This is a genomic window from Paracoccus binzhouensis (genome assembly GCF_016446475.1).
Classification (GTDB): Bacteria; Pseudomonadota; Alphaproteobacteria; order Rhodobacterales; family Rhodobacteraceae; genus Paracoccus; species Paracoccus binzhouensis.
This window is the reverse complement of the sequence record NZ_JAEHFP010000026.1, coordinates 12,519-32,967: the sequence shown is the minus strand read 5'-3', so window position 1 is coordinate 32,967 and position 20,449 is coordinate 12,519. Positions and strand designations below refer to the sequence as shown.

Sequence of the window (20,449 nt, the reverse complement as noted above, 5' to 3'; positions counted from 1 at the left end):
CCTCCGGATTCGTGAATTGCCCTGCCGCGGGGGCAGGCTTATGCTTCCGGCGAAACAACTAGAGATCCCCGCCATGACCCGCAACATCCTGCTTGCCCTGATGCCTGTCCTGGTCGTCGCAGGCTGCGGCACGCCGCAGGAGCAGTGCATCGGCCGCAACACCCGGGAATATCGCACGATCTCGAGATTGCTGGCCGAGGTCGAGGGCAACCTGGCCCGCGGCTATGCCTGGGAGGAGCGTACCGTCACCCGCACCGAATGGGAATCCTGCCCCTATGTGCTGCGCGACAAGGAGGGCAATGCTCGCATCCTCCATCGCTCCTGCATGCGCGACGTGACAGATACCGAACGCTACCGGGTGCCGATCGACCCGGCGGCCGAGACCCGCAAGCGCGACAACCTGCTGACCCGCAAGCAGGCGCTGGCGCCCTCCGCCCGCGCCGCGGTCCAGGCCTGCAAGGCGGCCTATCCCGAAGAGGAGCGGTCCTAGTAGACCCCCGGCGCCAGCGGATCGCCCAGGCTGCGCCCGCCATCGACGCGCAGGATCTGGCCGGTGACGAAGCTCGACGCCTCGCTGGCCAGGAACTGCACCGTCGCCGCCAGCTCGTCTGCGCCGGCGATGCGGCCCAGGGGCGTCGCCGCGACCATGCGGTCGCGCAGGCCCGGATCCTCGCGCAGCTTCAGCTGCATGTTGTTCGACATGATGCTGGCGAAGGCCACGCCGTTGACGCGGATGCGCCGGGGCGCCAGGGCCGAGGCCAGCGAGCGCGTCGCCTGCGCCTGCGCGGCGCTGGCGATGGAATAGGCCAGCATCTGCGGCTGCGGCCAGTCGGCGGCCAGCGAGGTCAGGTTGACAATGGCGCCGTTCTGGATCGCCTCGGCTTCCTCGGCATCGGCCTGCGCCATCATGCGCTTGGCGACCATCTGCGACAGGCGCAGCCCCGAGATCATGTTCTGACGCAGCATCTCGCCCAGCTGGTCCTCGTTCACCGCCAGCGGGTCACAGCCCTGCACCATGCGATGCGCGTTCACCAGGATATCCACCCGGTCGAAGGCGTCGATGGTGGCCGAGACCAGATTGGCCAGCGTCAGCTTCTGGCCAAGATCGCCGGCAAAGGCGCGCACCGGCCCGTCGCCGGCGGCCTCGGCGCCCAGCTCGGCATCCAGCGCTGATTCGTCGCTGTCGGCGAACATGACATTGGCGCCCGCCTCCTCGAAATGCCGGGCGATGGCCAGGCCGATGCCGCGCGCGGCGCCGGTCACGATGGCGGTCTTGCCCTGGATCGACAGGCTCATCGTCTTCCACCTTTCGGCTGCGTCCGACCGGCCCCGGCGCGGCGCGCGCCCGAAGCGGTCAGGATCTTGAACCGGGAATCGCCGCCCAGTTCCGTGACGTCGGCGAAGCAATCCCGCAGCGCCTGCTCATAGGGCAGGTGCCGGTTGGCGACCATCCACAGCCGCCTGGCCCCGGTCAGCAGCCCCGCCGCGGCACGGATGAACCCCGCACCGATCCGGGGATCCGCCGCACGCCCCTCGTGGAAGGGCGGGTTCATGATGACGCCGTTCACCGGCTCGGGCAGGCGGAAGTCCAGCGCATCCGCCCAGTGGAAGCGCGCCCGCGGGTCGGTCACGTTGCGCCGCGCGCAATCCAGCGCCGCGGCATCGGCCTCGACCAGATGCAGCACCTCGACGCCGGGATGCTTCAGGATCTCGGCCGAGAGCCAGCCCCAGCCCGCGCCCAGATCGACGATGCGGGTCGGCAGCTTCTCGGGCAGCGCCGCCGCCAGCGCCTGCGAGGCGGGATCCGGCCCGTCGGCCGAGAACACCCCCGGCCGCGTCACCATGCCAGGCGCCGCCTCGTGATCGCTTGCCGCCCAATCCGCGGGCAGCCAGCCGGCGGCGGGCAGGGTCACGCGGAAGATCTTGCCATGGGCGCGGGAATGGATCTCCTCGACCGGCGCCAGCGCGCGCATCTCCTTCAGGACCGCGTCGACGCCGTCGGTCTTCTGCCCGTCGATCCACAGCGCCGCACCGGGCGCCAGCCGCGAGGCGGCCTCGACGATGCGCGCCCGCGCCGCGGCCCGCGCGCGCGGCAGGAAGACCACCGCGGTGTCGAAATCGCCGGCCGCCTCGGTCACCGCATCGAAACCGCGGGCCTTCAATGCGCTGTGGTCGGGATAAAACCCCTGCAGGATCTGCGTCCTGCCGGCGTCGAAAGGCTCAAGATCGGTCGCGGCGCCGGCGCCGACAAGCAGCATGCGCCCTTCGGGCGGCGTGCCGCCAAAGACAAGTTCCAGCCGTGATCCAGCCAATTTCTACTCTTTTTCCATGGTGCATTGCAGCGGATGCTGCTGACGGCGGGCAAGTTCCATCACCTGCGCCACCTTGGTCTCGGCGATCTCATGCGAGAAGACGCCGACCACGGCCACCCCCTTGCGATGGACGGTCAGCATGATCTCGATCGCCTGGGCGTGGCTCATGTTGAACAGCCGCTCGAGCACATGCACGACGAATTCCATCGGCGTGAAATCATCGTTCAGCAGCAGGACCTTGTACATCGGTGGCCGCTGCGTGCGGGGACGGGTCTTCACCCCGAGCTCGACCTCGTCGCGGTCTCCGGGTCGGTTGGTCATCAGCGGATTGGTCACGACACTTGTAACGGATGTGGACGGGATGTGGACGTTCTGCGACCGAATATAGGAGTTTTCGCCGGGCTTGATAACCCCCGCCCCGCCGCCCTGTCCGAAAGCCGTTCGCAAGCTTGCGCAACCCAGGGAAGATTGCGCCGGAAGCCCTGCAAACTTACGGTTTCCGTGCGAAGAAAGCCGTGTTATTGTGCTTTTATTAACGAAGGGTCCGCATAATGAACGGGCCCTCAGAGGCAGAAAGACCGGGACCGTGAGCAGAATCACCAAACAAGTCCGCTTGGGACTGATGATCCTAATTGCCTGGGCCATGCCCCTGGCCGTGGCCGCAGCGCCTTTCGCGGCCTTCGTCATGGATGCGCGAACCGGGCAGGAGATCTATGCCCGCAACGCCGATACGCGGCTGCATCCGGCTTCGCTGACCAAGATGATGACGCTCTACCTGGCCTTCAGCGCCATCGAGCGCGGGCAGGTGCGGCTGGACAGCAAGTTCCTCGTCAGCAGCCACGCCGCCGCGCAGCCGCCGTCGCGGCTTGGGCTCAAGGCCGGGCAGCGGATCGAGCTGCGCTACCTGATCCGGGCCGCGGCGGTGAAATCCGCCAATGACGCCGCCACGGTGATCGGCGAGGGGCTGGCCGGTTCCGAAGCAAAATTCGCCGCGCAGATGACGCAGATGGCCAGGGCGCTCGGCATGCGCAACACGAAGTTTCGCAATGCCAACGGCCTGACGACCGAAGGGCATTATTCGACCGCCCGCGACATGACCATTCTCGGCCGCCGGCTGTTCTACGACTTCCCGCAATATTACTCGATCTTCTCGCGCCGCTCGGCGGATACGGGCATCGCCACCGTCTCCAGCACCAACCGGCGCTTCCTGGACAGCTACGAGGGCGCGGACGGCATCAAGACCGGCTATACCCGGGCGGCCGGATTCAACCTGACCGCCTCGGCGAAGCGCGGCTCGAAGCGGATCGTCGCCACCGTGCTGGGCGGCACCTCGACCGCGCAGCGCAACGCCATGATGGCGCAGCTGCTGGATGCCGGATTCGGAAAGGCCCCCAGCCGTGTGCGTGAGGTAAGGCCTGCGCCTCCGGTCTTCGTGGCCGAAAGAAAGGTGCGTCGCACCGTGCAGGTCGCCAGCACCGTGCCGGGTACCGCCTCCCGCGCCTCGACCGTGCGGCTCTCGTCCTCGGACCGGCCGGTCGCGCGGGCCTCGACCGTCGCAGTGGTCACGCCGGCGGCGATTTCCGCCGCCGTGGCGCGGGCCCAGGCCGCTGCCGCACCAGAACGCCGCGGCACCACGCTTGCGGCCAGCGCCCGGCCCAGCCCCAAGCCGGGCACCGGCACGGTCACCAATGCCTCGGTCGATCCCGAGGTTCTGGCCCGCGCCGCCCGTCCCGAAGCCCGCCCCGAGGAAGGCGATGCGGCCGATCGCAGCGTAAGCGAGATCGGCTCGGCCCGCCCCACCCCGGCACCGCGCGACGACCGCTCGGCCAGCCTGGCCGCCCCCCCCGCGCCCGCCGATCCCGGCTCGCCTTCGCTTTTCGCGCAGACGGCCAGGCCGCAGCCGGAAAGCATGGCCCTGCTCGCGGCACCGGCACCGGCGCCGCGCTCGGACGCGATCATCCTTACCTCGCTGGCGCCCGAGCCCGGCAGCGAGCCCGAGACGACCGAGATCGTCACCCGCGAAGCCAGCGCCGGCGGCGGGGACTGGGGCGTGACGCTGGGCCTGTTCCGCTCGCAGCGCGAGGCCGAGCAACTGCTGCTGAGAACCGCCCTGCAGGAAAGCGCATCGCTGGGCAGCGCGCTGAGCCGCGTCGCCAATACCAAGCGCGGCTTCGAGGCGAATTTCGTCGGCATGTCCAAGGAAACGGCCGATCTGGCATGCGACCGCATCGCCGCCCGCCAGCAGGATTGCCGGGTGATCGGGCCCTGATCACCGGGCCCTGATTCCGGTCGCCATCGACACATTGCACGAACCCCGGCCGCAGGACCGGGGTTCTTCTTTTGCAGCGGCCCGGTCAGCGGGCGGCCATCATGTCGGGCGAAGTCTTTCCTTTGCAGCGCACGGCGGCGGCCCGGTCAGGGCTTGGGATGGTCGTCCCATTCCGAACTGAGGATGCGGCGGGCGTCGCCCTTGGGATCCTCGTACTGCCGGCCGCGCAGCGCCCAGATGAAGGCCAGCAGGCCAAGCCCGCCCAGGCCCAGCGAAACCGGAATCAGGATGCCCAGGATCTGCATGCTCTTTTCCTCCTAGCGCAGCCGCAGCGCGTTCAGCGTCACGCTGATCGAGCTCAGCGACATGGCTAGCGCCGCCATCAGCGGCGTGGCGAAGCCGGCAATGGCGAATGGCACCGCCACCACGTTGTAGCCCAGCGAGATGGCGAAGTTTTCCTTGATCCGACGCCTGGCGCTGCGCGCAAGGTCAAGCGCCTCGGCCACCGGAACAAGATCACTGCCCATCAGCACGATATCCGAAGCGGTGCGCGCCGCATCCAGCGCCGAGGCGGGCGAAATCGAGACATGCGCCTCGGCCAGGGCGGCGGTATCGTTCAGCCCGTCGCCGACCATCAGCGCATGCAATCCCTGGGCGCCGAGATCGCGCAGCGCCTGCGCCTTTTCCAGCGGCGTCACGCCGGCGCGCCATTCCGCGATGCCCAGCCGCCGGGCCAGATCGCAGACCACGGGCGCGGCATCGCCCGAGAGCAGCAGCACCCGGCGGCCCGAGCCCAGCAGCCGCTCCACGCAGGCCTCGGCCCCCGGCCGCAGCCGGTCCGAGAACTCCAACCGGATCGGCGCCCCCTGCCCCAGCGACAGCCAGCTTGCCGAAAGGGTCGCATCGCCATGCTCGGCCCCCAGCCAGTCGGCGCGGCCCAGCCGCACCGCGCGGCCCTGCCAGGTCCCGGCGATGCCATGGCCCGGCACCTCGCGCAGATCGGCCAGCGCGGCGGGCTCGGTGCCGGCCTCGCGCAACGCCTGCGTCAGCGCCTGCGACAGCGGATGGCTCGAACCCTGCGCCAGCGCCAGCGCCAGCGGGCGGGCATCCATCGGGATCGGATCCAGCGAGACCAGCTGCGGCACGCCCATGGTCAGGGTGCCGGTCTTGTCGAAGACCACGGCATCGACCTCGGCCAGGCGTTCCAGCGCGGTGCCGTCCTTGATCAGCATGCCGCGCCGGAACAGCCGACCCGAGGCGGCGGTGATCACCGCCGGCACCGCCAGACCCAGCGCGCAGGGACAGGTGATGATCAGCACCGCCGCCGCCACGTTCACCGCCAGCCGCGGGTCACGCGTCGCCAGATACCAGCCAAGGAAGCTGCAGAAGGCCAGAAGATGCACCAGCGGCGAATAAAGCCGCGAGGCGCGGTCGGCGAGCCCGGTGTAATGGCCCCGTGCCGATTCCGCCGCCGCCACCAGCGCCGTCAGCCGCGCCAGCGAACTGTCGCGCCCAGCCGCCGTCACCCGCATGACCAGAGGCCCGGTCAGGTTCACCTCGCCCGCCGAAAGCGCCAGGCCGGGTCCGGCCGCAACCGGGATGCTCTCGCCGGTCAGGAGCGAGCGGTCGATCTCGCTGCTGCCCTCGGCGATCTCGCCATCGGCGGGGATGCGGGCGCCGGGGCGGATGCGGATCAGGTCGCCGGGGCGCAGCTCGGCCACCGGCACCGGCTCGTCGCCGGTCGGGGTGATGCGGAAGGCGCGCGGCACCTCCAGCGCCGTCAGCTCTTCGGCGGCGGAGCGGGCGACGGCGCGGGTGCGATAGTCCAGATAGCGCCCGATCAGCAGGAAGAAGCACAGCATCACCGCCGCGTCGAAATAGGCGTGATGGCCGGAATGCAGCGTCTCGTAGACCGAGATGGCGCTGGCCAGCACCAGCGCCAGCGAGATCGGCACGTCCATCCCCAGCCGCCCGTGCCGCAGCGCCCGCCAGGCGCTGGAAAAGAAGGGCTGGCCGGCAAAGGCGACGGTCGGCAGGGCGATGGCGCCCGAGATCCAGTGGAACATGTCGCGCGTGGCGTCCTCGGCCCCCGACCAGACCGCCACCGACAGGATCATGATGTTCATCATCGCAAAGCCCGCGACGCCGATGCGCATCAGGATGTCGCGGCCCTGACGGTCGGCGGCGCTGGCCGACAGCGCCGCGGGGTCGAGCTCATGCGCCTCGTAGCCGATGCTCTCGACCACGGGAATCAGTTCCTCGGCCGTCAGGCCGGGCGCGTCCACGGTCACGCGGCGCAACGTCAGGTTGACCCGCGCCTCGCGGACGCCGGGATGGCGGTTCAGCACCCGCTCGACATCGGTGATGCAGGTGGCGCAATGGATGGTCGGCAGCGACAGGATCACCTCGGCCTGCCCACCCTTGGCCCCGGCGATCCGCTGCGCCAGCGGCGCCGCGTCGCAGGCCGGGCAGGCCGAGAGCCGGCCATCGTGATCGTGCAGGGCGGCGTCCGACATCTCAGTTCACCCGGTTGCCGTGATAATGGTCGATGCGCTGGCGAAACAGCGTGCCGTCCGGCGCGGTGGCGGTCAGATGGATGTTCCACAGACCGGGCGCCAGTTTCAGCGGCGCGCGGAACAGCCCGCCCTGATAGGTGAATTGCGGATGCTGATCCTCGCGCACATGGGTCGGACGGCCGACGGTGACCTCGAGCGTGCGGACCGGGGCCGGGTTGCCCTGGCCGTCGCGGATCGCCAGCACCAGCTCCTGCCCGTCGTAATCGGGCGTCACCGTCCAGTTCAGCGCCGCCTGGGCATTGCGGTCGCGGTCGAAGCTTTGCGAGGCGACATAGCTGTTCCTGACCTCGAGCCCCGGAAAGGTGCCGACCGCCTTGACCGCCATGAACAGGTTCACCGCGATGATGGTGCCGAAAGCGGCAAGGGTGATCATCAGCACATGGCGGCCGGTCAGTTCGCGAGGCATCATTCGCTCCTTCCGTGGAAGACGGTATCGACATGGGCGCGCTGCCCATCGGTGGCATCCTCGACCCAGAGCGTCAACTCTGCCTGCCCACCCTCGGCCAGGGCCGAGCCCTTTTCGGCGGTGATATAGAGCCGCTGGGTATGGGTGCTGTCGGCCGGCACGCTGACCGCGGCCCCCGGCAGGCCCTCCAGCGCCAGGCCGACGCCCTGCGGCGCGGCGCCGTCGGGGCCGGCGACCGAGACGGTGAAGTCGCGCGCATCCCCCTGCTTGTTGCGCAGCCGCAGCGCATAGGTGTTGCGAATCGCGCCGTCGGCCATGGTGACGTAAAGCGGGTTGCGCACCGGCGTCACGTTCAGATCAAAGGGCGAGCGCAGGAACAGCGCCACCACCAGCGCCACGCCGATCCCGGCCCAGAGCGTGAAATACAGCACCGTGCGCGGCCGCAGGATGTGCTTCATCAGTGGCTTGGGCACGGCGCCGGCGCGCTCGGCGGTCTCGTCCTTCAGCGCCATGTAGTCGATCAGTCCGCGCGGCTTGCCGATCCTGCCCATCACCTCGTCGCAGGCGTCGATGCAGAGGGCGCAGGTGATGCATTCCATCTGCTGCCCGTCGCGAATGTCGATGCCCATGGGGCAGACGTTGACGCAGGCCATGCAGTCGATGCAGTCGCCCTTGGCGCCGCCGTCGGATTTCGTCGCTTCGCCCTTGTGCAGCTTGCCGCGCGGCTCGCCCCGCCAGTCACGATAGGCGACGGTCAGCGTGTCCTCGTCCATCATCGCGGCCTGGATGCGCGGCCAGGGGCAGGCATAGATGCAGATCTGCTCGCGCGCGAAGCCGCCGAAGACGAAGGTGGTCGCGGTCAGGATGGCCATGGTGGTATAGGCGACCGGATGCGCCTGGCCGGCCAGCAGGTTGCCCAGCAGCGTCGGCGCGTCGGTGAAATAGAAAATCCAGGCACCGCCGGTCGCCAGCGCGATCAGCAGCCAGAGCAGCCATTTCGTCAGCCGCAGCCGCAGCTTCCTGGCGTCCCAGGGCGCGTTCCACAGCCGGACGCGGGCGTTGCGGTCGCCCTCGACCCAGCGCTCGGTCAGGATGAACAGGTCGGTCCAGACGGTCTGCGGGCAGGCATAGCCGCACCAGACCCGTCCCAGGGCCGAGGTGAACAGGAACAGCCCCAGCCCCGCCATGACCAGCAGCCCGGCGACGAAATAGAATTCGTGCGGCCAGATCTCGATCCAGAAGAAATAGAAGCGGCGGTTGGCCAGATCGACCAGCACCGCCTGGTCGGGCATGCCGGGGCCGCGGTCCCAGCGGATCCAGGGCGTGACGTAATAGATCGCCAGGGTCACCGCCATGATGATCCATTTCAGGTTGCGAAACCAGCCCTTGACCCGGCGCGGAAAGATCGGCTCTCGGGCGGCATATAGACGTGGCGGGTCGATGTCGGGACTCGACATGATTGGCTCCTGTTTCGCGTGTCTCGGGTATAGGACCTGACCGCGCGGGCGCATTGATCTGAGTCAAGCGCGGGCGCGTCGGCTTATACCGGGGGCGAAACCGCTGCGGCATGGGCCGCATTGTCGCATCTCGCAGACAAAAGGCGGGGTGCCGGCTTGCACCGGACCCTGCCCTGGCCTTTCATAAGAGCACCGGCCCCCCTGGAAACGCGCGAACAGGACGGGGGGCCGGTGCCTCCGGGGCCGGTCGCCCGGCCGCGGATCTCGGGATTTCTGAGCCTCGGCGGCCTATTCGCCGCCGCCGAGGCTGTGGACATAGGAGGCCACGGCACGGATGTCTGCCTCGGACAGCCGCCCGGACCAGGCCGGCATCACCCCATAGGGGCCGTCATGCACGATCCGGGTGATCGTCGCCGGGTCCGAACCATAGAGCCAGACCGCATCCGTCAGGTCCGGGGCGCCTTGGGCACGGTCGCCGGTACCGTCCTCGGCGTGGCAGGACGCGCAGTTGTCGGCAAAGACCGTCTCGCCCTCGGCCGCCAGCGCGGGGTCATGCGGCAGGCCGCCCAGGGCCAGCACATGGTTCACCACCTGGCCGATCTGCGCATTCTCCAGCAACTCGTCGGTGCCGAAGCGCGGCATCTCGGAATAGCGGGTCTCCTCGTCCTTGGGATCGCGGATACCGTGCTGGATGGTGGTGTGGATCTCCTCCAGCGTGCCGCCCCAGAGCCAGTCGTTGTCGAGCAGCGTCGGATAGCCCGAAGCCCCGCCGGCGCCCGAACCGTGGCATTGCGCGCACCAGGTGCGGAAGATCGCGGCACCGGCATTGGCGGTATAGTTCGCCAGTTCCGGGTCGCCGGCGATCTCCTCCAGCGGCGTCTCGACCAGCTTGGCCTGGATCGGGGCGTTGGCCTCGTTGAAGCGCTGGATCTCGGCCGCGACATCGGCACGGTAGTTCTGGCCCAACAGGCCCTGGGTGGCGCCGTTCACCAACGGGATCGCCGGATAGGCGACGACATAGGCCAGTCCCCAGACGATGGTGGCGTAGAAGGTCCAGAGCCACCAGCGGGGCAGCGGGTTGTCGTATTCCTCGATCCCGTCCCAGCTATGGCCGGTCGAGGGCACCTCGACCACCTTGCGCGCGCCCTTGCGGTCGCGGACGACGCGGGTGGCACCGGGGCGGGGCACCGGCTTGTGCAACGGCTCGCTCTCGGGTCCCTCGGGTGGATGCGCGGCGATCTGCGCCTTGTGCTTCTCGTCCGCGGCCAGACGTTCCAGTCCGATGCGGTTGTCGGGATTCTGGGGGCTGGTGTGCTCGTCATCGGTGTCGGCCATCACTCGACCTCCTCTTGGCTCGCGGCGGCGGGCTTTTTCTCATTGCGGAAGATGCTCTCGGCGGCATCGCGGTGCAGCGGGTGCGAGCCGGGCCGGAAGGCGAACAGCACCGTGCCCAGGAAGAACAGCACCAGCAGCAGCAGCACCCAGCTGTCGGCCAGTTCGCGCAGGAAGGAATAGCTGTCCATGGCGGGCCTCAGCGGTTCGGATCGGGCTCGAAGGTCGAGAAGTCGACCATGGTGCCCAGCACCTGCAGATAGGCGACCAGGGCGTCCATCTCGGACACGCCGGGGCGGCGGTCGAAATTGCGCTGCTGCGCGCCGGGATAGCGCTCTTCCAGCCCCGAGGCATCGGCATCAGGATCGGCTTGGGCGCGGAAGTCGGCGACGGCATTGGTCACCATCTCCTCGCTGTAGGGCACGCCGACCAGCGCGTCGGTCGAAAGCCGCTGCTCCATGTTCGAGGCGTCGATGATCCGGTCGTGCAGGAAGCCGTATTTCGGCATGATCGATTCCGGCACCACCGCCTGCGGGTCGGTCAGGTGGTCGATATGCCATTCGTCCGAATAGCGGCCGCCGACGCGGGCCAGGTCCGGCCCGGTGCGCTTGGACCCCCATTGGAACGGGTGGTCATACATCGACTCGGCCGCCAGACTGTAATGGCCGTAGCGTTCCACCTCGTCGCGCATCGGCCGGATCATCTGGCTGTGGCAGACATAGCAGCCCTCGCGCACGTAGATGTCGCGGCCCTTCAGCTCGAGCGGCGTATAGGGGCGCATGCCCTCGACCTTCTCGATGGTGTTCTGCAGGTAGAACAGCGGCGCGATCTCGACGATGCCGCCGATGGTCACCACGAGGAAGGAAAAGACCAGCAGCAGCGTGGCGTTCTTTTCAAGGACCTTGTGCTTTTCAAGAATGGCCATGATCCGTCCTCACTCTGCCGGGACCGCGACCGTGGTCGCCTGGGTCTTGGGTTGCTTGGCGACGGTGGCCCAGAGGTTGTAGCACATGATCAGCGCACCGCTGAGATAGAGCACCCCGCCCAGGCCACGGACAACGTTCATCGGGAATTTCGCGGCGACCGTGTCGGCGAAGGCGTTGACCAGGAAACCCTGGCTGTCGACTTCGCGCCACATCAGCCCCTCCATGATGCCCGAGACCCACATCGAGGCGGCGTAGAGCACCAGGCCGATGGTGGCGAGCCAGAAATGCCAGCTGACCAGCGCGGTCGAATAGAGCCGGTCACGACCCCAGAGCCGCGGAGTCAGGTAATAGAGCGCGCCGAAAGTGATCATGCCGTTCCAGCCCAGGGCGCCGGAATGCACGTGACCGATGGTCCAGTCGGTATAATGCGACAGCGAGTTCACCGCCTTGATCGACATCATCGGCCCCTCGAAGGTCGCCATGCCGTAGAAGCCGACGGCCACCACCATCATGCGGATGATCGGGTCGGTGCGCAGCTTGTCCCAGGCGCCCGAGAGCGTCATCAGCCCGTTGATCATGCCGCCCCAGCTGGGCATCCACAGGATGATCGAGAACACCATGCCCAACGTCGAGGCCCAGTCGGGCAGCGCGGTATAATGCAGATGGTGCGGACCGGCCCAGATATAGAGGAAGATCAGCGCCCAGAAGTGGATGATCGACAGCTTGTAGCTGTAGACCGGACGCTCGGCCTGCTTGGGGATGAAGTAATACATCATGCCCAGGAAGCCGGCGGTCAGGAAGAAGCCCACGGCGTTGTGGCCATACCACCACTGCGTCATCGCGTCCTGCACGCCCGAGAAGAGCTGCACCGATTTCGAGCCGAAGGGGCTGACCGGGATCGCCAGGTTGTTGACGACATGCAGCATGGCGATGGTCACGATGAAGGACAGGTAGAACCAGTTCGCCACGTAGATATGCGGCTCTTTCCGCTTCAGGATGGTGCCCAGGAACACGGCCAGGTAGACGACCCAGACCACGGTCAGCCACCAGTCCACATACCATTCCGGCTCGGCGTATTCCTTGGACTGGGTGGCGCCCAGGATGTAGCCGGTCGCCGCCAGCAGGATGAAGAGCTGGTAGCCCCAGAACACGAACCAGGCGGCATTGCCGCCCCAGAGCCGCGCCGCCGAGGTGCGCTGCACGACATAGAACGAGGTCGCGATCAGCGCATTGCCGCCAAAGGCGAAGATCACCGCCGAAGTGTGCAGCGGCCGCAGCTTGCCGAAATTGGTATAGCCCATGGTCCAGTCGCTGAGGTTGAGCGCCGGGAAGGCCAGCTGGAAGGCGATGATCACGCCGACAAGAAAGCCTACCACGCCCCAGAAGGCGGTGGCGATGACCCCGGCCCGCACCACGCCGTCCATGTATTGCGTCTCGGGATGCGGTTCGAGCGAGGGTTGTCCATTGCCCATCTGGCGCAGCACCCGCAGGAACATGAAGCCCGCGGCCAGCATGACGATCAGCGCATTCACCATATAGGCGGGATCATCGGGTCGCGCGTAATTGGCGGCAAGAGCGGCCAGGACCGCAATCGTGCCAAGCGCGATCAGCTTGATGGTATCCAACATGAAATCCGTGTCCTTCATCCTGTGCCGACCGCCCGCGAATCGCATGGCCCTGCGCCGGGAATGCGGATCGACATGGCCCCTTCTACCGTCACACGGTTTTGTGAGACTTTGATCTGTATCAATCGGTATGCGTTAATAAGGTGTAAAATCGCCGAGTATCCGGCAGGATGCCGTGGCCGGCCTCGGCCAGCCCATCCCGCATCCGGAGAGCGACGACAGGCGCGCAAGGCGCCGAAAGGAGAGGATAATGGGCTACAAGACCATCCTGACCGTCTTGACCGACATGTCGCAGCATCAGCAGCTCGATGCCGCTGTCGCGATGACCCGGCGCGAGGACGCGCATCTCGACGTGTTCTGCATGGGCGTCGATCACACGCAGAGCGGCTATTACTATGCCGGCGCCTCGGCCTATGTGTTCCAGGAATCGATCGACAAGGCGATGGCCGCCGCCAGCGAGCTGGAGGAGAAGGTCCGCGAGAAGCTGAACCCCGAGGACATCCGCTGGTCGGTTGATTCGGCCGTGGCCCAGGTCGGCGGCCTGTCGACGCTGGTGGGGATGCGGGCGCGCTATTCCGACCTGGTGGTCCTGAATCGCCCATATGGCGAGGGTGCGACGCCCGATGCCGAGGCGGTGACCGAGGCGGCGCTGTTCGAGGGCTCGGCCCCCGTCCTCATCGTGCCGGACGGCCTGAAGGAACCGTTCGGCAAGAAGATCATGATCGCCTGGAACCAGTCGAACGAGGCGATGGCCGCCGTGCGCCGCGCCATGCCACTGCTGGTGGCGGCCGAAAGCGTCGAGATCACCGTCATCGACCCCTCGCCCAACGGACCCGAGCGCTCGGACCCGGGCGGCGCGCTTTGCCAGATGCTGACCCGCCACGGCGTCAAGGCCGAGATCGCGGTGCTGGCCCGCACCCTGCCGCTGATCAGCGACATCCTGAACCGCCGCGCCACCGAGATCGGCGCCGACATGCTGGTCATGGGCGCCTATGGCCATTCGCGCTTCCGCCAGGCGATCCTGGGCGGCGCGACCCGCAACATGCTGGAAAAGGCCGAGGTGCCGGTGTTGATGGCACGCTGAACGGCGCAGTGGACCGTCCCCGGATTCCTCCGGGGGCGGTCCGCTTCGGGGCGGTCAGCTCAGCGGACCGCCATCGGAATCGTCGCCGCTTTCCAGCACCAGCTTCTGGAACGAGGGCACGATCACCCGGCGCTTGCCCTCCAGCTCGATCACCCCTTCGCGCTTCAGCGCGCTCATCTGCCGGCTGACGGTTTCCAGCGTCAGCCCCAGGTAATCGGCCATCGCCTCGCGGGTCAGCGGTAGTTCCAGGGCGATGCGCCCCTCGGGCCGGCGCTTGATCAGCGCCGCCTCTCGCCGGGCCAGGATCACCAGAAGCGAGGCGATCTTCTCGCGCGCCGACTTGCGGCCCAGCAGCAGCAGCCAGTCGCGGGCGGCGTCCAGTTCGTCCAGCGTCATCTCCAGCAGGCGGCTGGCAATGCGGGGATTGTCGATCAGCAGCTTCTCGAAGGGCTTGCGACGAAAGCAGCACAGCATCAGGTCGCTGGTCGCGGTGACGGTATAGGCCGCGAATTCGCGCCCCGGCCGGCCCAGGAAGTCGCTGGGCAGCAGCAGCCCGACCATCTGCGTGCGCCCGTCCTCGAGCTGTTGGGTCAGGCCGGCCATGCCCACGACGACCGAGCCGACGAAGTCCATCCGGTCTCCGGCCCAAGTCACCACCTGCCCGGCGTCATAGCGCCGGTAGAATTTCATGCTTTCCAGCTCGTCCAGTTCCTCGCCTTCGCAATGCGCGCAGACGGCTCGGTAACGGATGGGACAGATCTCGCAGGGCTGCTGCGTCGCGCAGATGGCGGCGTCATGTGGCATTTGATTTGGGTCAAGGTCCTGGCGCGGGTTCCAAGCATATATAGCATTATGGAGCAGCAATCGCAACTTGAGCGGCTGGGACTGTTTGACGCGCGGGTGCCGCGCTATACCAGCTATCCCACCGCCCCGCATTTCACCACCGCCGTGGGCGAGCCGGTCTTCCGCGACTGGATCGCCGCGATCCCGGCCGGCGCCTCGATCTCCCTGTATATGCACGTGCCCTTCTGCCGGCGACTGTGCTGGTTCTGCGCCTGCCGCACCCAGGGCACGCAGTCGGACGAGCCGGTGCGCGCCTATGCCCAGGCCCTGCTGGCCGAGCTCGACATGCTGAAAGCGGCGCTGGCGCCCGGCGTCAGATTGTCGCGGCTGCATTGGGGCGGCGGCACGCCGACGCTGATGCCGGCCGGGATGATGCGGCGGGTCGCCGGCGCCGTGCTGGACAGCTTCCCGCTGGCCGAGGGCGCGGAATTCTCGGTCGAGATCGACCCGAACGAGATCGACGAGGCGCGCATGGACGCCCTGGCCGAGGCCGGGCTGACCCGCGCCTCGATCGGCGTGCAGGATTTCGACCCCGAGATCCAGAAGGTCATCGGCCGCGAGCAGAGCTTCGCGGTGACGAAACGCGCCGTGGACATGATCCGCGACCGCGGCATCGCCAGCCTGAACGCAGACATCCTTTACGGCCTGCCGCATCAGGATCCGCGCCGCATCGCCGAATCGGTGCAGAAGCTGCTGGCGCTGTCGCCCGACCGGGTAGCGCTTTACGGTTATGCGCATGTGCCCTGGATGGCCAAGCGCCAGGTGATGATCCCCTCGGAGGCGCTGCCGGACCCGCATGGCCGGCTGCAGCTGTTCGAGACCGCGCGCGCGTTGTTCCTGGCCGACGGCTATGACGAGATCGGCATCGACCATTTCGCCCGCCCCGGCGACGGGCTTGCCCGCGCACAAAAGGCCGGGCTGCTGCGCCGCAACTTCCAGGGCTATACCGACGACCGGGCCGAGGTGCTGGTGGGGCTGGGCGCCTCGTCGATCTCGCGCTTCCCGCAGGGCTATGCGCAGAACGCCCCGGCCACCGGCGCGCATCTGGGCAAGATCCGCGACGGCCGCTTCTCGACCACGCGCGGCCATGCCTTCTCGGCCGAGGATCGCTGGCGCTCGCGGATGATCGAGGCGCTGATGTGCGATTTCGAGATCCGGGCCGAGGAATTCATCCGCGACCACGGTTTCGACGCCGAAAGCCTGGGCCGGGTCTTCACCCCCGTCGCCGCGCATTTCGGCGCCATGGTCGAGGTCGACGCCTCGGGCCTGCGCATCACCCCCGGCGGGCGGCCACTGACCCGGATGATCGCGCGGATGTTTGACGGTTACGACATGGCGGCCTCGGGCCATTCCGCCGCGATCTGACCGCGGCGATCTGACCGCGGCGATCCAACGGCGGCGGCTTGGCGCTAAGGACGATGCCCGCCCTGGCCGTCGCCGCAGGCTTCGCCCGTGCGCTCGGTTTCGATGGTGGCATGGTCGATGCCGAAATCGCGCCGCAGCAAGGCCTTGACCCGGCGCACCGCCAGCACCGGATCGGCGCCCTCGCGCATGACCAGATGCGCCGACAGCGCCGTGCGCCGCTCGTCGATCTGCCACAGGTGCAGGTGATGCGCCCCGGCCACGCCCTCGACGCCGGCCATGGCGCCGGCCAACGCCGCGTGATCCACCCCGGCAGGCGCGGCCAGCATCAGCATGCGCATCACCGGCCCGATCTCCTGCCCGACATGCCACAGGATGACCGCCGAGATCAGCAGGGTCAGCACCGGATCGGCGATCTGCCAGCCGAAGGCCCAGATCAGCGCCCCGCCCAGGATCACCGCAACCGAGACCGCGGCATCGGCCAGGTTGTGCAGGAAGGCGGCGCGGATGTTCACGCTTTCCTTCGAGGCGCGCCAGACCAGCGCCGCCGTGGCCATGTCCACCAGCAGCGCGAAGCCCGCCAGCGCCATCACCAGCCCGCCCGCGACCTGCGGCGGCTCGACCAGCCGCCCCAGCGCCTCGATCCCCAGCCAGACCGAGACCGCGATCAGCGCGATGTAGTTGACGAAGGCCGCGACGATCTCGGCCCGGCCCCAGCCATAGCTCATGTCGGGGCTGGCGGGTCGTCGCGCCAGCCGCCGGGCACCAAAGGCCAGCACCAGCGCCAGCGCATCCGAGAGATTGTGCACCCCGTCCGCGATCAGCGCCGTGGAATCGGCGACATAGCCGCCGATGATCTGCGCCCCGGTCAGCGCCAGGTTGACCAGAACCGCGACCAGGATGGTGCCATCGCCCGCCCCGCCCGGCAGATGCGCATGGCCGTGCCCGCCGTCATGCGAATGCGAATGGCCCATCCCGTTCCCTCGCCGGCTTCTTCGTTCCCCAAATACCCATGCGGCCGCGCAGCCCACGCGACCGCCGCCGCTCAATGCGCCTCGGCCCAGTTCAGCCCCTGCCCGGCATCGACGATCAGCGGCACGTCCAGCCGGACCGCGGGATCGGCCGCGCCCTGCATGACGCCGCGCGCCGCCTCGATCAGCTCGGGCACCGCGGCCTCCTCGACCTCGAAGACCAGCTCGTCATGCACCTGCAGCAGCATCCTGGCCGGCAGGTGCCGGATGGCCTCCGGCATGCGGATCATCGCCCGGCGGATGATGTCGGCGGCCGCGCCCTGGATCGGGGCGTTGATCGCGGCGCGCCGCGCGCCACCGGCCGCCGGCCCGGACTGGTTGATGCCCGGCGTCATGATGCGCCGCCCGAACAGCGTGCGCACGAAACCGTCCTGCTTCGCCCCGGCCACGGTGCGGTCCATATAGGCGCGGATCTCGGGGAAGCGCTCGAAATAGGTGTCGATGAAGCTCTGCGCCTCGGCGCGCGGGATGCGCAGGTTGCGCGCCAGGCCGAAGCCCGAGATGCCGTAGATCACCCCGAAATTGATCGCCTTGGCGCGGCGGCGGATCATCGGATCCATGCCCTCGACCGGCACGCCGAACATCTGGCTGGCGGTCATGGCATGGATGTCGATCCCGTCGCGGAAAGCCTGCTTCAGCGCCGGGATCTGCGCCACATGCGCCAGGATCCGCAGCTCGATCTGGCTGTAGTCCAGGCTGACCAGCCGCATCCCCGGCCCGGCGACGAAGGCCTCGCGGATGCGCCGCCCCTCCTCGGTCCTCACCGGGATGTTCTGCAGGTTCGGATCGGTCGAGGCCAGCCGCCCGGTCTGCGCCCCGGCGATGGAATAGCTGGTGTGCACGCGCCCGGTCTCGGGGTTCACATGCAGGGGCAGCGCATCGGTATAGGTCGATTTCAGCTTCGAGATCGCCCGCCAGTCCAGCACCCGGGCGGGCAGCTCGTGTCCCTCGGCGGCCAGATCCTCCAGCACCTCGGCGCCGGTCGAATAGGCGCCGGTCTTGCCCTGCTTGCCGCCGGCCAGACCCATGCGCTGAAACAGGATCTCGCCCAGCTGCTTGGGGCTGCCGACATTGAAGGGCCCGCCGGCCAGATCGTGGATCTCGGCCTCCAGCCCCGCCATCTTCTGGGCAAAGGCGTTGGACATGCGCTTCAGATGCTCGGAATCGATGCGGATGCCGGCCATCTCCATATCGGCCAGCACCGCGATCATCGGCCGCTCCAGCCGCTCATAGGCGGTGGTGACATGGTTCGGCGCCAGTTTCGGGCGCAGGTGATGCCAGAGCCGCCAGGTCACCTCGGCATCCTCGGCGGCATATTCGCTGGCCTTGTCGATCGCCACCTGCGAGAAATTGATCTGCGCCTTGCCCGAGCCGATCAGATCCTTGATCGGCAGGCAGCGATGGCCCAGATACAGGTCCGCCAGCTCGTCCATGCCATGATTGTGCGCCCCCGCATTCAGCGCATAGGAGAGCAGCATGGTGTCATCCAGCGGCGCCATGCGGATGCCGTAACGGGCCAGCACCTTCCAGTCGTACTTGATGTTCTGGCCGATCTTCAGCACCGAGGGATCTTCCAGAACCGGCTTCAGCATCGCCAGCGCCCGGTCCAAGCCCATCTGCCCCTCGGCCCGCGCGCCCGAGCCGAACAGGTCGGCCGCGCCATCGACATGGCCCAGCGGCAGATAGGCCGCCCGTCCGGGCCCGGTGCAAAGCGAGACCCCGACCAGTTCGGCCTGCATCTCGTCCAGCCCGGTGGTCTCGGTGTCGATGGCGACCACGCCCTTTTCGGCGATTTCGGCCAGCCATTCGGCCAGCACGGCCTCGTCGCGGATGGTGACGTAAAGGCTGCGGTCGATGGCCGGCAGTTCGGCGGCGGGCGCGGCCGGCTCGGCACCCGGCGCCGTGGCCGCCACCTCGGCCACGGTCGGCGCCTCGGCGCCGAAGCGCTCGGCCACCCGCTTCGACAGGGTGCGCAGTTCCATCCGGGTCAGGAAGTCCAGCAGCGCCTCGGGATCAGGCTCGCGGATCTCCAGGCTTTCCAGGGTGAAATCCAGCGCCATGCGGCAATCCAGTTCGACCAGCCGCTTCGAGATGCGGATCTGCTCGGCATGGTCGATCAGGGTCTGGCGGCGCTTGGGCTGCCTGATCTCGGCCGCCCGCGCCAGCAGGGTTTCCAGGTCGCCATAGTCCTGGATCAGCTGCGCGGCGGTCTTGATGCCGATCCCCGGCGCGCCCGGCACGTTGTCGATGGAATCGCCGGCCAGAGCCTGCACATCCACAACCCGCTCGGGGCCGACGCCGAATTTCTCGCGCACCTCCTCGGGACCGATGGGCTTGCCCTTGATCGGGTCCATCATCTCGACCCCGCCACCGACCAGCTGCATCAGGTCCTTGTCGCTGCTGATGATCGTCACCCGCCCGCCCGCATCCCGCGCCTGGCAGGCAAGGCTGGCGATGATGTCGTCGGCCTCGAAGCCCTCGGTCTCGATGCAGGCGATGTTGAAGGCGCGCGTCGCCTCGCGGGTCAGCGGGAATTGCGGGCGCAGGTCCTCGGGCGGCTCGGGCCGGTTGGCCTTGTAGAGCGGATAGATGTCGTTGCGGAACGTCCGCCCGGAATGGTCGAAGATCACCGCAGCATGAGTGGGCTGGTCCGCGCCCTTGCCGTCCTGAAGATATTTCCACACCATGTTGCAGAAACCCGCCACCGCGCCGATGGGCAGCCCGTCCGAGCGCCGGGTCAGCGGCGGCAGCGCGTGATAGGCGCGGAAGATGAAGGCCGAGCCGTCGATCAGGTGCAGGTGATGGCCCTTGCCGAATCCGTCCGTCATATGCGCGCACCCCCTGCTCTTGCGTTCGGCAGCCTTGATGCCACGAAGCGGCCCCGGGGCCAAGGCCACGCGGCCCGGCTAGTCACCGTTGCCGAAACAGCCCCGCCAGAGGCGTCGCAGCGCCCCCGGCCGACACCTGGCTTCCGCCTGAAAGGGCCGTCGCGGCCGGGCCTCAGTGATCCTCGTGCGCGTGTTCGCGGTCGATCACGAAGCGCTTGTCGCAATAGCCGCATTCGACCCAGCCGGTGTCGCGCGGAATGGCCAGCCAGACGCGCGGATGGCCCAGTCCCCGCGCCTCGTCGCCGTCGCAGGCGACCTTCCAGCTGGTGACGGTCTGGATCTCGGGGGCCGGGATGGTCATGGCGGTTCCTTGAGCTTTGACGACAAACGCGGTTAAA

At 68.1% G+C, this 20,449-nt stretch carries 19 protein-coding genes; 4 read left to right on the top strand and 15 right to left on the bottom strand.

The annotated features are described in order from the left end of the window. Nucleotides 1–73: 73 nt before the first annotated feature. Nucleotides 74–490, top strand: a complete 417-nt coding sequence (locus I9P22_RS08640) for a hypothetical protein (protein WP_199259115.1) — start codon at nucleotides 74–76, stop codon at nucleotides 488–490. Here I9P22_RS08640 and I9P22_RS08635 read toward each other — a convergent pair. Genes I9P22_RS08635 through clpS form a run of 3 tightly spaced genes read right to left on the bottom strand, consistent with a single transcriptional unit; the run spans nucleotide 487 to nucleotide 2,633 of the window. Next, entirely contained in the window at nucleotides 487–1,296 is an 810-nt protein-coding gene (locus I9P22_RS08635) for an SDR family NAD(P)-dependent oxidoreductase (protein WP_199259114.1), read from the bottom strand. The genes I9P22_RS08640 and I9P22_RS08635 overlap by 4 nt on opposite strands. Further along, on the bottom strand, nucleotides 1,293–2,312 hold the full coding sequence (locus I9P22_RS08630; RefSeq protein ID WP_199259113.1) for a methyltransferase: 1,020 nt from the start codon (nucleotides 2,310–2,312) through the stop codon (nucleotides 1,293–1,295). The genes I9P22_RS08635 and I9P22_RS08630 overlap by 4 nt, the downstream gene beginning before the upstream one ends. A 3-nt stretch (nucleotides 2,313–2,315) precedes the next feature. Further along, nucleotides 2,316–2,633, bottom strand: a complete 318-nt coding sequence (clpS, locus tag I9P22_RS08625; RefSeq protein ID WP_199259112.1) for an ATP-dependent Clp protease adapter ClpS — start codon at nucleotides 2,631–2,633, stop codon at nucleotides 2,316–2,318. A 265-nt stretch (nucleotides 2,634–2,898) separates the two neighbouring features. Between clpS and I9P22_RS08620 the strand changes: the two genes are divergently transcribed. After that, nucleotides 2,899–4,581, top strand: a complete 1,683-nt coding sequence (locus I9P22_RS08620) for a serine hydrolase (protein ID WP_408635174.1) — start codon at nucleotides 2,899–2,901, stop codon at nucleotides 4,579–4,581. A gap of 146 nt (nucleotides 4,582–4,727) precedes the next feature. Here I9P22_RS08620 and ccoS read toward each other — a convergent pair whose 3' ends face one another. From ccoS to ccoN, 8 genes are all read right to left on the bottom strand, one after another. Next, on the bottom strand, nucleotides 4,728–4,886 hold the full coding sequence (ccoS, locus tag I9P22_RS08615; RefSeq protein WP_199259111.1) for a cbb3-type cytochrome oxidase assembly protein CcoS: 159 nt from the start codon (nucleotides 4,884–4,886) through the stop codon (nucleotides 4,728–4,730). Nucleotides 4,887–4,898: 12 nt separating this feature from the next. Then, a complete protein-coding gene (locus I9P22_RS08610) occupies nucleotides 4,899–7,097 on the bottom strand; it encodes a heavy metal translocating P-type ATPase (RefSeq protein WP_199259110.1) in 2,199 nt (732 codons plus the stop codon). Nucleotide 7,098: 1 nt separating this feature from the next. Continuing rightward, the gene (locus I9P22_RS08605; RefSeq protein WP_199259109.1) at nucleotides 7,099–7,563 is read right to left on the bottom strand and encodes a FixH family protein; all 465 of its coding nucleotides are present in this window, start codon (nucleotides 7,561–7,563) and stop codon (nucleotides 7,099–7,101) included. Further along, entirely contained in the window at nucleotides 7,563–9,020 is a 1,458-nt protein-coding gene (ccoG, locus tag I9P22_RS08600; protein WP_199259108.1) for a cytochrome c oxidase accessory protein CcoG, read from the bottom strand. Before ccoG ends, I9P22_RS08605 begins: the two co-directional genes overlap by 1 nt. A gap of 288 nt (nucleotides 9,021–9,308) precedes the next feature. Then, nucleotides 9,309–10,355, bottom strand: a complete 1,047-nt coding sequence (gene ccoP, locus I9P22_RS08595) for a cytochrome-c oxidase, cbb3-type subunit III (RefSeq protein WP_199259107.1) — start codon at nucleotides 10,353–10,355, stop codon at nucleotides 9,309–9,311. Then, entirely contained in the window at nucleotides 10,355–10,543 is a 189-nt protein-coding gene (locus tag I9P22_RS08590; RefSeq protein WP_199259106.1) for a cbb3-type cytochrome c oxidase subunit 3, read from the bottom strand. The genes ccoP and I9P22_RS08590 overlap by 1 nt, the downstream gene beginning before the upstream one ends. An 8-nt stretch (nucleotides 10,544–10,551) precedes the next feature. Further along, nucleotides 10,552–11,277: a cytochrome-c oxidase, cbb3-type subunit II gene (ccoO, locus tag I9P22_RS08585; RefSeq protein WP_199259105.1), complete on the bottom strand. Its 726-nt coding sequence runs from the start codon at nucleotides 11,275–11,277 to the stop codon at nucleotides 10,552–10,554. 9 nt (nucleotides 11,278–11,286) lie between these two features. Further along, a complete protein-coding gene (gene ccoN / locus I9P22_RS08580; RefSeq protein ID WP_199259104.1) occupies nucleotides 11,287–12,906 on the bottom strand; it encodes a cytochrome-c oxidase, cbb3-type subunit I in 1,620 nt (539 codons plus the stop codon). A 247-nt stretch (nucleotides 12,907–13,153) separates the two neighbouring features. On the opposite strand from ccoN, the gene I9P22_RS08575 reads away from it, so the two are divergent. Next, on the top strand, nucleotides 13,154–13,987 hold the full coding sequence (locus I9P22_RS08575; RefSeq protein WP_199259103.1) for a universal stress protein: 834 nt from the start codon (nucleotides 13,154–13,156) through the stop codon (nucleotides 13,985–13,987). 54 nt (nucleotides 13,988–14,041) lie between these two features. Here the strand turns inward: I9P22_RS08575 and fnrL are convergent, their stop codons facing one another. Further along, nucleotides 14,042–14,791, bottom strand: coding sequence for a transcriptional regulator FnrL (gene fnrL / locus I9P22_RS08570; protein WP_199259102.1), 750 nt, complete (start codon nucleotides 14,789–14,791; stop codon nucleotides 14,042–14,044). A gap of 48 nt (nucleotides 14,792–14,839) precedes the next feature. Here fnrL and hemN point away from each other — a divergent pair, with 48 nt between their 5' ends. Continuing rightward, a complete protein-coding gene (hemN, locus tag I9P22_RS08565; protein ID WP_199259101.1) occupies nucleotides 14,840–16,195 on the top strand; it encodes an oxygen-independent coproporphyrinogen III oxidase in 1,356 nt (451 codons plus the stop codon). A 44-nt stretch (nucleotides 16,196–16,239) separates the two neighbouring features. Here hemN and I9P22_RS08560 read toward each other — a convergent pair whose 3' ends face one another. The 3 genes from I9P22_RS08560 to I9P22_RS08550 all read right to left on the bottom strand — a co-directional run bounded on the left by I9P22_RS08560 (nucleotide 16,240) and on the right by I9P22_RS08550 (nucleotide 20,412). Next, nucleotides 16,240–17,166 carry a cation diffusion facilitator family transporter gene (locus tag I9P22_RS08560; protein WP_199259100.1) on the bottom strand — a complete coding sequence of 309 codons (927 nt, stop codon included), beginning with the start codon at nucleotides 17,164–17,166 and terminating at the stop codon, nucleotides 16,240–16,242. A 71-nt stretch (nucleotides 17,167–17,237) separates the two neighbouring features. Further along, nucleotides 17,238–20,051: a DNA polymerase I gene (gene polA, locus I9P22_RS08555; protein WP_199259099.1), complete on the bottom strand. Its 2,814-nt coding sequence runs from the start codon at nucleotides 20,049–20,051 to the stop codon at nucleotides 17,238–17,240. Between the two features lie 172 nt (nucleotides 20,052–20,223). Continuing rightward, a complete protein-coding gene (locus I9P22_RS08550; protein WP_058100428.1) occupies nucleotides 20,224–20,412 on the bottom strand; it encodes a zinc-finger domain-containing protein in 189 nt (62 codons plus the stop codon). Nucleotides 20,413–20,449 lie beyond the last annotated feature (37 nt).